The following is a 14,059-nucleotide window of genomic DNA, read 5'->3' as shown; positions in this document are numbered from 1 at the left end:
GGGGCGGGCGTGGGGGGAAGGGTTTCCGCGATGCGGGGACGAATCACCGGCTGGACCGCCTGGAGCGCGGATACCGACAGGCCGGCCATCACGCGGAAGGCAGGGGTGCCGGGCGCGGTGCCCAGGCCGGGGCCGCCCAGCGCGAACACCTCCATCCGGGAGCCCAGCGCGTAGCGGCCGCCCGCCAGCAACTCCATGGGCATGGGGCTGTCCGTCAGGGGGACCGCGGAGCGCAGGCCCAGCTCGCCGCGCAGCTTGTGGCCCGTGGTGGCCACGGTGGCTGCCCAGGGAAGCTCCGAGCCGACCGAGTTCGAGCCCACCGCCGTGCGGTTGCGCAGCCGGACGCCCGCCTCCAGGCCCAGCACCACCGGACCCACCGTGCGGCCCGCGGACACGCGCGGCGTCACATCCCAGCCTCCGCTGCCCTGGAGCGCATCCTTGTTGCCCACGGGCAGGCCCACCGCCAGCTCCGCCGCCAGCGACACCGGCGCGGACGTCTCATCCAGGAGCCCCAGCCGGCCCTGCAGCACCGGCGTCCCCAGGCCCCATGAGGAAGGGGACGTCATGCCCACGTTGGAGAACCCGCTCGTGCCCTGGTGGGCCATGAGGGGGAGGATGGCGCCCACCTCGAACCGCTTGGTCACCGTATAGGTGCCCGCCAACTGCACCTGCGTGCGCGATCCGACGAGCGAGTCCATCCGCTCTCCATCGCGGTAGAGCGTGAGCGGCGAGCGCTCGTAGTGCGCCGCCAGGGCCAGGCGCAGCTCACCGGGCTCGCGAAGGCTGCCCGCCGCCGTGCCGAGCGCGGCACGCGACGTGGGGTTGAGGCTCAGTCGCTCCAGGTCGAAAGCAGGGGCGGTGGTCGAGGCGGCGCTGGCCAGGGAGGGCAGCAGGGCCAGGGCGGACAACAGACGAAAGTGGGTTGGCAGGAGCATTGAGGTTCGGATCATCTGGCTCTCGTGATGCGGCGGGTCGGGCTGGCGACAGGGGGGAACGAAAGCTGGACGGGCAAGATGAGAACTTGTGAGGAATTGATTTCTGGAGACTTGTTTGGACCGCCAGGGCAGCTCTTGAGCCTGGTTTTGCCGCTTGTCGCGGAGGCAATCGCAAGCAGTGAAACAGCCGCATTGCTGGAATGTGACTGGATTCGGGGGCTCGCGGAGCACCTGGCGGGGCGTCTTGTCTGGATTCAAGAACCAGGATCTGGAAACTGGACAGCCTGCCGGCCCAAGAGGGAGGCGGCACGCTGTCCAGCCGCCACCACCTGTGCCGGATGGTCCTTGAAAGGTTCGACTCGGACGTTCTGCCGCCGTCCTGGCTCGGAACAGTGTGAATCCGCCTTCGCTCAGGGCACGCTTGCGCCCACACCAGGAGCGAAGGGGACCATGGACATCATCCGCAACGACAAGCAGGGCGCGAAGGTGAAGCTGGAGCGCATCCCCACGGGACCGCCGAAGAAGACGGACAAGGAGGTGGCCAAGGCGGAGTTCGACACGCTGGGCGAGGAGCTGTTCGATCTCCAGGACCTGCTGTGGGGCGCGAAGATGAACTCCGTCCTCATCGTCCTGCAGGGGCGCGACACCGCCGGCAAGGACGGCACCATCAAGCACGTGGTGGGCAGCCTCAATCCGCGCGGGGTGAGCGTTACTTCCTTCGGTGTGCCCAGCACGGAGGAGCGGGAGCACGACTTCCTCTGGCGCGTGCACTGCAAGGCCCCGCGCCTGGGCGAGTTCTCCATCTTCAACCGCTCCCACTATGAGGACGTGCTCGTGGCGCGGGTGAACAACCTGGTGCCCAAGGCGCTCTGGAAGTCGCGCTACCAGCACATCCGGGACTTCGAGACCCTGCTCTGGGAGCACGGCACCATCGTCCTCAAGTTCTTCCTCCACATCAGCCAGGAGGAGCAGGAGCAGCGGCTGCTGGCGCGCGAGGAGGAGCCGCGCAAGGCGTGGAAGATCGCCGCGGGCGACTGGGAGGACCGCAAGCACTGGGCGGACTACACGCGCGCCTATGAGGATGTCTTCGCCCTCACGTCCACCGAGCAGGCGCCCTGGCACCTGGTGCCCTCGGACGCCAAGTGGTACCGCAACCTGGTGGTGGCCCGCGCCGTGGCGGAGGCCCTGCGCCCCTACCGTGAAACCTGGCAGGCCCGGCTGGACGAGGTGGGCAAGCAGAAGAAAGCGGAGCTTCGCGCCTGGCGTAAGAAGCGCTGACCCGGCCGTGACATGGGGATGGGACAACGCTCTCGGTCATCCGTCCCGGTGTGTCGCCGGGCGGGCACCGCCGGAGCCCTGTCCCCATGGAACGAACCGCGTCGCCATCGAGCAAGGACCTCATTGCCCGCACGCGTCCCTTCGCGGCCCAGGACACCGCGCGCTCCCTCTGGGCGCTCGGCTCCACCTACGCCGCGCTCGTGGGCGCGGTGGTGCTGGCGGTGGCCGCGCCCTGGTGGCCCCTGCGCATCGTGGGCGGCCTCATTGAAGCGCTGGTGCTCATCCGCTGCTTCATCCTCTTCCACGACGCGATGCACGGGGCGCTCCTGCCGAAGTCCCGGTGGGCCAAGGTGCTCTTCCAGGTGCAGGGGCTGCTCACGCTCACCCCGTCGCGCATCTGGAATGACACGCACAACCATCACCACGCCAACACCGCCCGCATCGCGGCGGACTCGGCGGGCACCTTCGCCACCTGGACCACGGACCAGTGGCGCAAGGCCACCGGCGCACAGCGCCTGGGCTACGTGGTGGAGCGCCACCCGGTGACGCAGCTGTTCGGCTACTTCACCGCGTTCCTCTACAGCCTGTGCCTCCAGCCGTTCGTGAAGAACCCGAAGCGCTACTGGACGTCCGGGCTGGCGCTGGGCGTGCACGTGGCCCTGTCCGCGGCTGTCTGGCATTTCTTCGGCCTGGGCGTCTATCTCACGGCCTTCCTGGGGCCGCTGATCGCCGCGTACGCGCTGGGCACGTACCTGTTCTACGCGCAGCACAACTTCGACGAGGTGGCCATCCTGCCGGAGTCGTCGTGGAACCACGCGGACGCGGCGCTGGAGGCGAGCAGTTACATGCGCTTCGGGCCAGTGATGGAGTGGTTCACGGGCAACATCGGCTACCACCACGTGCACCACCTCAACCCGCGCATCCCGTTCTACCGGCTGCCGGAGGCGATGGCGTCCATCCCGGAGCTCCAGGGGCCGCACGTCACCACGCTCACGCTGAAGGACATCGTGGGGTGCCTGCGGCTGAACCTGTGGGATCCGTCGCTGAAGCGGATGGTGCGCTACCGCGACGTGCAGGTGGTTCCGGGCGCCTGAGGATCCTCGGCCCGGCGGGTCCGTTCGGGACCCGCCCGAGGAACCCACCGGGCCGGGGTCTCAAGGCTTCAGCAGCGCATGCAGGGCGTTGGCGTGAGCCTCCTCGTCGTCGAGGAGCTCCTCCAGCAGCCGCCGCGTGGTGGGGTCGCGTTCCGCGAAGTAGGGGATGAGGTCGCGGTACGACGCGATGGCGACGCGCTCCGCCTCCAGGTTCTCGCGCAGCAGCTCCACCAGCGTCCGCCCTTCGTCGTCCTGGGTATCACCGCTGGACATGAGGCCTCCAAGGTTGAAATCCGGTCGGCCGCCCAGCTGTTGGATGCGCTCGGCGAGCCTGAGCGCGTGGTCCTGTTCATCGCGAGCGTGCAGGCCGAACGCGGCCTTCATCGCGTCGTGACACGCGCCTCCCGCCAGCAGGGCGTGGCGCGTGTAGCGCCGCACACAGACGACCTTGGTCGCCAGCGCGGCGTTGAGCAGCGTGATGCGGACCCCCAGCTCTCCCGGGTCGGTCTCGGACGGCTGCGAATGCGTGTCGGCCATGGCATTGCCCCCGGGCGGCTGCGTGTCCGGAAGCTGGGGGGCCCGGGCGGCGCCGTCCATCCCACCTGCCCCTGCGTGCCGGGAGCGCCGCGCCTGTCCGTCCCGCCCCCGGACGCCTGCTTCCACGCAGGGCGCGGGCAGGGACGTTGCCGGCGAACATCCCTTGCGGCCTCCAGGGCGGAGGAGGGGGTTCGGGGTTAGTCTTCGCCAATGAGCTCGAGCCCATCCAGCCGGCCGTCCGTCGTCGTGGCGGAGCTGGGGCCCACGAACACCGGGAAGACGTTTCGCGCCATCGAACGGATGCTTGAGCACGACTCCGGCATCATCGGGTTGCCGCTCCGCCTGCTCGCCCGTGAGGTCTACGACCGGGTGACCGCGAAGGTGGGCGAGGGCCGGGTCGCGCTGATGACGGGCGAGGAGAAGCGCATCCCGCCCCGGCCCGACTATTGGATCTGCACCGTGGAGGCGATGCCGACCGACCGGGAGGTGGATTTCCTCGCGGTGGATGAAATCCAGCTCGCCGCGCACCGGGAGCGCGGGCACGTCTTCACGGACCGGCTGCTGCACGCGCGCGGCCGCAAGGAGACCTGGTTCCTGGGCGCGGACACCATGCGGCCCATGGTGCAGGCGCTGATTCCCCATGCGACCACGAAGCGCGCCATGCGCCTGTCGCAGCTGCGCTATGCCGGGCGCCGCTCGCTGAAGAGCCTGCCGCCGCGCTCGGCGGTGGTCGCGTTCTCCGCGGACCGCGTCTACGAATTGGCCGAAGCGCTGCGCCGTCTGCGGGGCGGGGTGGCGGTGGTGCTGGGCGCGCTGTCACCCCGGACGCGAAACGCGCAGGTGGCCATGTATCAATCCGGCGAGGTCCAGTACCTCGTGGCCACGGATGCCATTGGCATGGGGTTGAACCTGGACCTCAACCACGTGGCCTTCGCGACGCTCTCCAAATACGACGGCGCCGAACAGCGCGACCTGTATCCGGACGAGCTGGCACAGATCGCGGGCCGCGCGGGGCGCCACCTCAACGACGGGAGCTTCGGCGCGCTGAACACACTGCCGGAGCTGCCGCCGCGCATCGTCTCCGCCATTGAAACCCACCGCTTCCCGGCGGTGCGCAGCCTCGTCTGGCGCAACTCCTCGCTCGACTTCGCAAGCCCGGAGGCGCTGCTGGATTCATTGTCGCGGGCTCCTCGCGACAGCGGCTTCGTCCGGGTGGAGCGCGCGGACGACTTCGACGCGCTCAAGGGCCTGTCGGCGGTGCCCGCCATCCGCGAGCTCACCACCGACAAGGCGTCCGTGGAGCTCTTGTGGCAGGTCTGCCAGGTCCCGGACTTCCGCAAGGGGCTCTTCGGGCAGCACGTCGCGCTGCTGCGCGAGACGTTCCTCCAGCTGACGGCCGGGGACGGGAAGCTGGATCCGACGTGGCTGGGCCGGCAGGTGTCTCCGCTGGATGACGCGTCCGGGGACATCCACACGCTGATGGACCGGCTCGCGGCCATCCGCATCTGGACGTACATCAGCCATCGTCCGGGCTGGCTGAACGACGCGGAAGACTGGCAGGAGCGCACCCGCCGCATCGAGGACGCGCTGGGAGACGCCCTGCATGAGCGGCTGGTGGAGCGCTTCGTACAGCGGGCCGCGAGGAGGAGCGCGCGCCGCTTCGTGAGGGCCAGCGCGCAGCCGCAGGCCGGTGCCTCGGACAATCCATTCGCGAAGCTGGGGCTCCTGTTGACGGAGGTTCCGGGCGCGGAAGGCGCGTTGATGACGGAGGAGCAGTTCGTCCAGCGCGTGGTGGACGCGACGCACGACGCCTTTGAAGTGGACGCGACGGGGCGCATCTCCTTCGAGGCTCAGCCGCTGGCCCGGCTGGTGCGGGGGCGCGACCGGCGCTCGCCGCAGTTGGCGTTGGCGGAGCCGGAGGTGTGGACGGGAGGCGCGCGTCAGCGATTGGAGCGCCGGCTGGTGGCGCTGGCGAGGGACCTGGTCACGGAGGCCATGGGAGGCTTTCCCGCGGAGTCCTTCACGAGCGCGAGCCGCTCACCGGCGACACGAGCCGTGGCCTACCAGCTGGCGGAAGGGCTGGGCGTCATCTCCCAGGGCGAGGCCCGCGAGCAGTGGCGGCTCCTGGATGAGGAGTCGCGCGAGCGGCTGAAGACGCAGGGAGTCCACGAGGGCCAGCGGTTCCTCTACGTCACCCAGGCCCTGTCGCCCCAGGCCCTGGATCGGCGGGCCATGTTGACGGCGCTGTTCCAGCAGGCGCCGTGTCCGCAAGGCATTCCCCAGGAGCCGGCGCTGAACGGTTCCGCGCTGGCCGGCCGGAGCGCGCGGGCCTTCGGCTACGAGGTCATCGGGCCGGTGGCGTTGCGCATCGACATCGTCGAGCGGCTGGGAGAGGGATTGCGGAACCCGCAGGGCGCGAAGCAGGTGCAGGCGCTCATGCAACAACTGCGATTGGAGGGCGGCGTCCGCGCGCAGGTGCTGCGGGCGTTGGGCGGACAGCCTCAGGGTGCTGCATCGAAGAAGCGGCGGCGCAGGCGGGGACGGAAGCCGTCGGCGACGGCGCCGGATACGAGTGGTGTTCGCGGTCGTGAGACGGCAGGCTCGGGCCGGATCAACGACCGCCCATGAAGCCCCGGGTCCTGCTCCGGCACCTCGCTGAACTCCTGGGGTGAGGGGCCGTCCAGGGAGCAGGCCGGCGGCCTGGGAGGAGGGGAGGCGACGAATCCACGCGGGGCCTGCCCGGATTCGCCTATACGCTGGCCTTCGTCTCCCTCCCAGTCCGGTGGTCGTCCCATGAGCAGTGGTCGTGCCCTCTCGCCAGTCCTCCTCGTCGGTGCCGGAACGGGCGAAGCCACGTGCGGCATCCTCTACCTGGCGAGCTACCTGCGGCGCGGCGGGATTGAAGCCTTCGTGCGCCTGTGGGACGGGGACGAGAGCGCGGGGGATGTGACGCAGTCCTTCGAGCGCCTCATCGCCCGCGTTCGCCCGAAGCTCATCGGCATCAGCCTCAAGTGGTTCCACCACGTGGACCGCGCGCTGCTCATCGCCCGGACCATCCGGAAGATCGATCCATCCATCCGCATCGTCGTGGGAGGCAACTCCGCGTCGTACTGGTGGAAGGAATTGAGCGGCTACGACTGCATCGACCACGTCATCCTGGGCGATGGGGAAGTCCCGCTGCTGGCGCTCTGCAACGGAGAGGAAGCCCCGCCCAACGTCGTGACGCGGACGCCGGACGGCCGTCCCCGCCGGTTGCCGCTGGCGTACGTGCAGCGCGCGACCAACACGCAGGACGTCTACTACTCGCACTTCAACGAGATCTTCCTCAGCCAGATGGACGCGCACTCCTTCTCCGGCTGGGTCGCGCCTGGGAAGGGCTGCGGCGAGAACTGCCTCTATTGCGGCGGGGCGCGAGGCAACCAGAAGGCGGACTTCGGGCGCGCGAAGCCGTTCCTGCGCGCCGAGGAGAACGTGCGCCGGGACCATCAGGAGATCGCCAGCCGGACGTGGCAGATGCGCTACGACTTCGCGGGCAGCACTGCGGAGTTCCTGGGGAGCACCTGGGCGGGCGTGGACCTGTCGCGCCACTGCTGCACGTACTTCCTCTGGGGCGTGCCGCGCGTGGAGCTGGTCTCGGCGTTGGCGGAGACCTTCCAGCGCATCTACATGGTCATCGACATCGGCTGCTTCTCCGAACAGCAGCGGCTGGAGCAGATGTCCAAGGGTCTGCTCAAGCCCTGTGCGAAGGACCGCGAGCTGCTGGAAGTCATCGAGTCCGCCCGCCGCCATCCGAACGTGGAGATTGAAATCTCTGGCATCGGGGGCCTTCCGTTCACGAGCCGGGAGCGGCTCGCAGAGGAGCTGCGGCTGGTGGAGCGCATCATCGGCCTGGACTGCGTGGTGGGCTACCAGCGGCTGGAGGCGCAGCCCGGGGCGCTCGTCACGGAGCACCCCGCGCGCTTCGACATGGTGACGGAGGCGAAGACGTTCGCGGAGTTCCTCGGCTACTTCGAGCGCCGCGAGCCCGGCGACGTGTCAGTGCCGATGATCCGCTTCAAGGACAAGGAGCTGGAAGCGGCGGTGCAGCGCAATTCGGACCGGGTGGACGCGCTGGCCTGGAAGCACCGGGACGCGAGGAAGCACGTGGACCTCCACGGGCGCACGCGGCTCAAGAACACCGCGTCCTCGGCGGAGCGCTTCACGCTGGGGGACTGGCTGGGCAGCCACCGGGCCCCCGCGAAGATGGCGAAGGAGCCGGTGACGGTCCTTCGCTCGGTGGATGGCATCACCCTGAGCTGCGCGCCGTCAGTCAACCCACGAAGGTTCACCGACCCCACGCTGACCCAGGGCGATGACGGAGCCATCCTCCTGGCCGCCCTGGCCGCCTTCGAAAAGCCCACCACCGTCTCCAGCGCGGTGACGCACCTGGGCACCAAGGAGAGGCTGGATCCGCACTCCGCCCGAGAGGTCATCGACCATCTGGTGGACGGGCGCTTCCTCCAGCCTGCATAGGCGCGGCGCCTTCCGACCCCGTGGCCGATGCACGAGGCGGATGACCCGTGGGCGGCGTCATCGGCTGCGCGAGCGGCACCTCCTGTCCGGTGACCCGTGCGACCTCCTCCGGCTCCGGCCCCCGGTTCCAGTACCCCTCGCGGGCGACCACATGCTCACCCACGGGCTGCGTCTGGCGCATCAGCTCCTGGACCTGTGCCTCCGGAAGGAGATGCGACTCCACGTCGGGCTGCACGAAGTTGTTCGCGCTCACGAACGTCCACCTCAACCCGGTGCTGATGCCCGGCGGCGAGAGGGGCTTCCAGCCAACGAAGCCATTCCCCCAACGCCAGTCCACCCAGGCAGGAGCCCACTCATTGTCGGGCCACCACAGCCAGCCCTGCTCCGGCGTGGTGAACCACCGGCCATAGTGGAACGGCGCCCAGCCCCAGTTCCAATCGCTCTCGAAGGTCCATCCCCAGTCGCTGGAAACCCACCGGCCGGCGGTGGAATACGGGTTGAAGCCCACGCCCACCTCGTTCGGGTCCGGCCGCCAGACCCAGCCGACGTCCGGCAGGTCCATCCAGGTGCCGTAGGGCGCCAGTACCTCCCGGAACTGGGACATGGGGTTGTCCAGGGGCGTCGAACTCGACGTCACCTGCGGCCCGAATTCATCCGGGCCCATCGCACAGCCTCCGCCTGCCAGGATGGCAAGGACAGTGGCGCCGCCGGTCCGAAGCCAGCGCACCCGGGGATGCCAGGAGCCCATGTCCGGTTCCTTTCGTGGGGGTCTCTGCCCTGCAAGGTGAGGACGCCTTCACGCAACTTCACGAGCCGTGCACGTGCAGGAGGCGTATGAACGCCTGAACGGAGGCTCCAATGGCAAATGCCAAGGCCATGCTCGGAAGCATGCTGGGCCGGTTTCTCTTCACCGAAGCGAAGGTGACCCAGGTGCGCGAAGTCTCGCGCGCCTTTCGACAGATTGACTGTGAAGGGCCCGCGCTGCGGGGGCAGGGATGGAGCCCCGGCGACAAGGTGCAGGTGTTCCTGCCAGGGCTGGGCATGCGCACGTACACGCCGCTGTCGTGGGACGAAGCGCGCGGGGCCACGTCCTTCCTGGTGTACCTGCACGGCGACAGCCCGGGAGCGAAGTGGGGCCGTGACGTGCGCACCGGGGACACGGTGCAGTTCTTCGGGCCCCGGCGCTCGGTGGCGCTGGAGTCCGGCGACGCGCCGGTGGTGCTCTTCGGTGACGAGACGTCCTTCGCGGTGGCGCACGCGTTCCGCACCGGAGCGAAGCGCGACGTCACCCCCATCTTCGAGGTGACACGCCGCGAGGACTGCGCGCCCGCGCTGCGCGAGCTGGGCTTCGAGGGCCAGGACGTGGAGCGCACGGCAGGCGACGCGCACCTGACGCAAGTCCACGAACGGCTGCGCGAAGCCCTGCGCGCGAAGCCCGGCGCGACGCTGGTGATGACGGGCCGGGCGCAGTCCATCCAGGCCTTGCGCTCGCGGCTGCGCGGCGACGGCGAACGCGCCACGCCGAAGGTGAAGGCCTACTGGGCGGTGGGCAAGACGGGGCTCGACTGATTCAGGCCGGAGCGAGCTGGAGGCCGCGCAGGAAGTCGTCGCGGCCCCGGGTCACGCCCGCGGGACGGCGCTTGGACTTCTGCCGCAGGAAGCGCGAGGCGTCCTGGCGGCGGTAGCAGGTGAGGAGCCGGTCCTCGTCATTGAGGATGAGGATCCACCCGCGCGCCTGCCGCGCCAATGACGAGTCACGCAGCGCGACCGGCAGGTCTCGCTCGTGCACGGTGAGGTGGGTGGCACCACACGCCCGGGCGGGAGTGCCGAACTCGAGGATGAACGCGATGACCTCCTCGCGCAGCCTCCAACGGGCACACTGCTCGACGAAGAGGCGGGTGAGGGAGAACAGGGACGACGCGGGGCTCTGGCGCATGGCGGGCTATCTCCTTGCGTTCTTCCCAATACACATGGCGTTCCAACACCCCGCGCACGCGATTCCGCGCACTTGCGCGGATCCCCCAGCGGCCCCAAGAGACATTCCGTCAATCCCGCCCGCGGCCTGTGTCACCCAGGCACGAAGCCTTCACGAAGGCTGCCGTCCCTCACGGTGCGTGATGACACCGCCCACTCCCAGGGTTGGCCGCGTTCTGAAGAAAACCTTCACAGGCCATGCGGCATTTTGACAGGCTCGCGGAGGGCGGGACCGGGGCAGCATGGCCCGTCCGGCCTCGTGACGCTGCGTGTGAGGCCGGACGACCTCTGGCCGAAGGGATGGACGGGGCACGATGAATCTTCGCTCGAAGGCACTGGGAGCCGTGCTGGGCGCGGGGGCGGCGGCGCTGTCGCTGTCGCTCCTGATCAGCGCGGGATGTGGAGGCCGCGCGGCGCATCCGTCCGTGGTGCCGCCGCCCGCGAATCCACAGGCGCTCCGGCCGCCGGAGGCCTTCGCGGGCATTGGCGACAAGAAGGAGCGCTCGCAAGCGCTGTTCCTGGAGGCGAGCCGGGTCATGCTGCATCCCCGCTGCGTCAACTGCCACCCTGCGGGCGACAGTCCGCTGCAAGGCGAAACGGGCAAGCTCCATGACCCGCCAGTGGTCCGGGGCCCCGAGGACCAGGGCGTGCCCGGCCTGGAGTGCACCTCCTGCCACCAGGATCGCAACGCGCAGCTGGCGCGGATCCCCGGCGCGCCCAAGTGGCACGTGGCGCCCAAGGTGATGGCGTGGGAGGGGCGCACGCCGCGCGCACTGTGCGAACAGTTGAAGGACCCGGCGCGCAACGGCGGAAAGAGCCTGGCGGAATTGATTGAGCACTCGGCGCATGACGAGCTGGTGGGCTGGGGCTGGAAGCCCGGGGCGGATCGGGTTCCGGCGCCGGGAACGCAGGCGGAGTTCGGGGCCCTGGTGGCCGCGTGGGTGAAGGATGGCGCGGAGTGCCCGCGCGAGGAGAGCCGACCGTGAGCATCCGTCTGCGAGTGAATGGGACCGAGCACGTGCTGGACGTGGATCCGGAGATGCCGTTGCTCTGGGCGCTGCGCGACGTGCTGACGTTGACGGGCACGAAGTACGGCTGCGGCCAGGCGCTCTGCGGCGCGTGCGTGGTGCACATCGACGGCGCGGCGGTGCGCTCGTGCGTGACGCCGGTGCGCCGCGCGGACGGCCGCGAGGTGATGACCATCGAGGGCCTGTCGCCGGATGGCTCGCATCCGTTGCAGAAGGCGTGGGTGGACCTGGCTGTGCCGCAGTGTGGCTTCTGTCAGGCGGGGCAGATCATGACGGCGGCGGCGCTGCTGGCGAAGAAGCCGAAGCCCACCGACGCGGAGATCGATCAATCGCTGGCGGGCAACCTGTGCCGCTGCGGGACATATACGCGCATCCGCACCGCCGTGAAGAAGGCGGCGGGACTGCCGACGGAGTGAGGGCCACCATGCAAGACACACGCATCCGTCTGTCGCGCCGCTCCGTGCTGGAAGGAATGGGAATCGTGGCCGCGGGCCTGGGGCTGGAGGTGTTCCTGCCCTCGAGGGCCCACGCCGCGCCCATGCCCACGTCGCTGCCGGAAGTGCCCACGGGGGGCCTCCGGGCCAACGTCTTCGTGCACGTGGCGCCGGACGGCGTGGTGACCATCGTCTGCCACCGCTCGGAGATGGGGCAGGGCGTGCGCAGCTCGCTGCCGGTGCTCATCGCGGACGAGCTGGGCGCGGACATGGCCCACGTGAAGGTGGTCCAGGGCGACGGCGACGAAGCCTACGGAGACCAGAACACGGACGGCTCCAGCAGCGTGCGGAAGATCTTCGACGACCTGCGCTACGCGGGCGCGACGGCGCGCACGATGCTGGTGGCGGTGGCGGCGAAGCGCTGGAAGGTGGCGCCCACGGAGTGCGAGGCGCGCGACCACGCCGTCTTCCACAAGGGCTCGCAGCGGACGCTGAAGTTCGGCGAGCTGGCCGGTGACGCGGCGAAGCTGAAGGTCCCGAAGAAGGACGCGGTGACGCTCCGTCCGCGCAGCGAGCTCAAGCACCTGGGCAAGGAACTGCCGCTGCTGGACGGGCCGGACATCGTGACGGGCCGGGCGGTGTTCGGCGCGGACGTCGTGTTGCCGGGGATGCGCACGGCGGTCATCGCGCGTCCGCCCGTGGCGGGAGGCAAGGTGGCCCGCTACGACGCGACGAAGACGCTGGCGGTGCCGGGCGTGCGGCAGGTGGTGGAGCTGCCGGCGGCGACGAAGCCCTTCCTGTTCCAGCCGCTGGGAGGCCTGGCGGTGGTGGCGGACAACACCTGGGCGGCGATGAAGGGCCGCGCGGCGCTGGACGTGACGTGGGAGGGTGGGGACAACGCCGTCTACGACTCGGAGGCGTACCGCGAGCAGCTGCTGGAGGTGATTGGCAAGCCGGGCAAGGTGGTGCGCAACGTCGGCGACGCGCAAGGAGCGCTGGCGAAGGCGGCGAAGCGGGTGCAGGCCACGTACAACACGCCGCACCTGGCGCACGCGCCCATGGAGCCGCCCGCGGCGGTGGCGAAGGTGGAGAACGGCACCTGCGAGGTGTGGGCCACGACGCAGAATCCGCAGGCCGCGCGCAGCGAGGTGGCGAAGGCGCTGGGCCTCGACCCGTCGAAGGTGACCATCCACGTGACGCTGTTGGGTGGCGGGTTCGGCCGCAAGTCGAAGCCGGACTACGTGGTGGAGGCGGCGCTGGTGGCGAAGGCGGCGGGCGCGCCGGTGCGCCTGCAGTGGACGCGCGAGGACGACGTGCGCCACGACTACTACCACTCCACGAGCGCGCAGCGGCTGGAGGCGGGCCTGGACGCGAGCGGCAAGGTGGTGGCGTGGCACCAGCGCATCGCGTTCCCGCCCATCGGCTCCACGTTCTCCGACGCGACGTTCGCGGGGGACGGAGAGATGGGGCAGGGCATCGTGGACCTGCCGCTGGCCATCCCGGACATCCGGATGGAGAACTGCGAGGCGCGGGCGCACACGCGCATCGGCTGGCTGCGGTCCGTGGCGAACATCTACCACGCGTTCGCGGTGCAGAGTTTCATCGACGAGCTGGCGCACGAGCGCGGCACGGATCCGCGAGACACGTTGCTGGAGGTGCTGGGGCCGTCGCGCATCGTGACGCCCAAGGACCTGGGCGTGGCGAAGGTGCCGAACTACGGCCAGTCCCTGGAAGAGCACCCGGTGGACACGGCGCGGCTGCGCAGGGTGATTGAAAGGGTGACGGGCCTGTCTCGCTGGGACGAGCGCAAGCGGGAGGGAAGGGCGCTGGGGCTGGCGGCGCACCGCAGCTTCCTGACGTACGTGGCGGTGGTGGTGTCGGTGGTGAAGGACGCGGACGAGCGCATCCGGGTGGACGAGGCGTGGATCGTCGCGGACGCGGGCACCATCGTGAACATGGAGCGCGTGCGGGCGCAGATGGAAGGCGCGGTGGTGTTCGGCCTGAGCCTGGGGCTCTACGGCGCCATCACGATGAAGGACGGCGCCGTGGTGGAGAGCAACTTCCGCGACTACCGCCTGGCGCGCATCGCGGAGACGCCGAAGCGCATCCACGTGGACATCATCCCCAGCGACGGCCGGCCCGGAGGCATTGGCGAGCCCGGAGTGCCCCCCGTGGCCCCCGCCCTGGCCAATGCGGTGTTCGCGCTCACGGGGACGCGTGTGCGTGAGCTGCCATTGGTGAAGACCGTGAAGGTGTGAGCCGAGGGT

The 14,059-nt window shown here is 69.8% G+C and carries 11 protein-coding genes and 1 pseudogene; 8 read left to right on the top strand and 4 right to left on the bottom strand.

The window, feature by feature from the left end; translation table 11 throughout:
* Positions 1-950: pseudogene (locus D7Y04_RS30300) on the bottom strand (OmpA family protein); the annotation flags it as partial.
* Between the two features lie 435 nt (positions 951-1,385).
* Between D7Y04_RS30300 and D7Y04_RS30295 the strand changes: the two are divergent.
* Both D7Y04_RS30295 and D7Y04_RS30290 read left to right on the top strand, forming a co-directional pair.
* Entirely contained in the window at positions 1,386-2,213 is an 828-nt protein-coding gene (locus D7Y04_RS30295) for a PPK2 family polyphosphate kinase (protein ID WP_121761529.1), read from the top strand.
* 86 nt (positions 2,214-2,299) lie between these two features.
* Positions 2,300-3,307 (top strand): fatty acid desaturase, encoded by a 1,008-nt coding sequence (locus tag D7Y04_RS30290; RefSeq protein WP_121761528.1) that lies wholly within the window; start codon positions 2,300-2,302, stop codon positions 3,305-3,307.
* A gap of 60 nt (positions 3,308-3,367) precedes the next feature.
* On the opposite strand, the gene D7Y04_RS30285 is transcribed toward D7Y04_RS30290, so the two are convergent.
* Positions 3,368-3,844, bottom strand: coding sequence for a bacterioferritin (locus D7Y04_RS30285; RefSeq protein ID WP_158627611.1), 477 nt, complete (start codon positions 3,842-3,844; stop codon positions 3,368-3,370).
* A gap of 210 nt (positions 3,845-4,054) precedes the next feature.
* Between D7Y04_RS30285 and D7Y04_RS30280 the strand changes: the two genes are divergently transcribed.
* Both D7Y04_RS30280 and D7Y04_RS30275 read left to right on the top strand, forming a co-directional pair.
* Positions 4,055-6,472, top strand: a complete 2,418-nt coding sequence (locus tag D7Y04_RS30280) for a helicase-related protein (RefSeq protein ID WP_121761526.1) — start codon at positions 4,055-4,057, stop codon at positions 6,470-6,472.
* Between the two features lie 165 nt (positions 6,473-6,637).
* Positions 6,638-8,356: a radical SAM protein gene (locus D7Y04_RS30275; RefSeq protein WP_121761525.1), complete on the top strand. Its 1,719-nt coding sequence runs from the start codon at positions 6,638-6,640 to the stop codon at positions 8,354-8,356.
* Here the strand turns inward: D7Y04_RS30275 and D7Y04_RS30270 are convergent.
* Positions 8,313-9,020, bottom strand: a complete 708-nt coding sequence (locus D7Y04_RS30270) for a DUF6600 domain-containing protein (RefSeq protein ID WP_199749751.1) — start codon at positions 9,018-9,020, stop codon at positions 8,313-8,315. The two genes, D7Y04_RS30275 and D7Y04_RS30270, sit on opposite strands and share 44 nt — an antisense overlap.
* A 194-nt stretch (positions 9,021-9,214) precedes the next feature.
* Between D7Y04_RS30270 and D7Y04_RS30265 the strand changes: the two genes are divergently transcribed.
* Positions 9,215-9,925: a siderophore-interacting protein gene (locus D7Y04_RS30265; protein ID WP_121761524.1), complete on the top strand. Its 711-nt coding sequence runs from the start codon at positions 9,215-9,217 to the stop codon at positions 9,923-9,925.
* 1 nt (position 9,926) lies between these two features.
* Here D7Y04_RS30265 and D7Y04_RS30260 read toward each other — a convergent pair whose 3' ends face one another.
* The gene (locus D7Y04_RS30260; protein WP_121761523.1) at positions 9,927-10,292 is read right to left on the bottom strand and encodes a hypothetical protein; all 366 of its coding nucleotides are present in this window, start codon (positions 10,290-10,292) and stop codon (positions 9,927-9,929) included.
* A 352-nt stretch (positions 10,293-10,644) separates the two neighbouring features.
* Here D7Y04_RS30260 and D7Y04_RS30255 point away from each other — a divergent pair, with 352 nt between their 5' ends.
* From D7Y04_RS30255 to D7Y04_RS30245, 3 genes are read left to right on the top strand one after another with little or no spacing between them, the layout of a single operon-like run.
* Complete coding sequence (locus D7Y04_RS30255; protein ID WP_121761522.1) at positions 10,645-11,316, top strand: Isoquinoline 1-oxidoreductase subunit; 672 nt, start codon at positions 10,645-10,647, stop codon at positions 11,314-11,316.
* A complete protein-coding gene (locus tag D7Y04_RS30250) occupies positions 11,313-11,774 on the top strand; it encodes a (2Fe-2S)-binding protein (RefSeq protein ID WP_120553579.1) in 462 nt (153 codons plus the stop codon). Before D7Y04_RS30255 ends, D7Y04_RS30250 begins: the two co-directional genes overlap by 4 nt.
* A gap of 8 nt (positions 11,775-11,782) precedes the next feature.
* Positions 11,783-14,050 carry a molybdopterin cofactor-binding domain-containing protein gene (locus tag D7Y04_RS30245; protein ID WP_121761521.1) on the top strand — a complete coding sequence of 756 codons (2,268 nt, stop codon included), beginning with the start codon at positions 11,783-11,785 and terminating at the stop codon, positions 14,048-14,050.
* Positions 14,051-14,059: the final 9 nt, after the last annotated feature.

The organism is Corallococcus sp. AB038B (assembly GCF_003668955.1).
GTDB classification, from domain to species: domain Bacteria; phylum Myxococcota; class Myxococcia; order Myxococcales; family Myxococcaceae; genus Corallococcus; species Corallococcus exiguus.
This window is presented reverse-complemented; position numbering and strand designations above follow the sequence as displayed.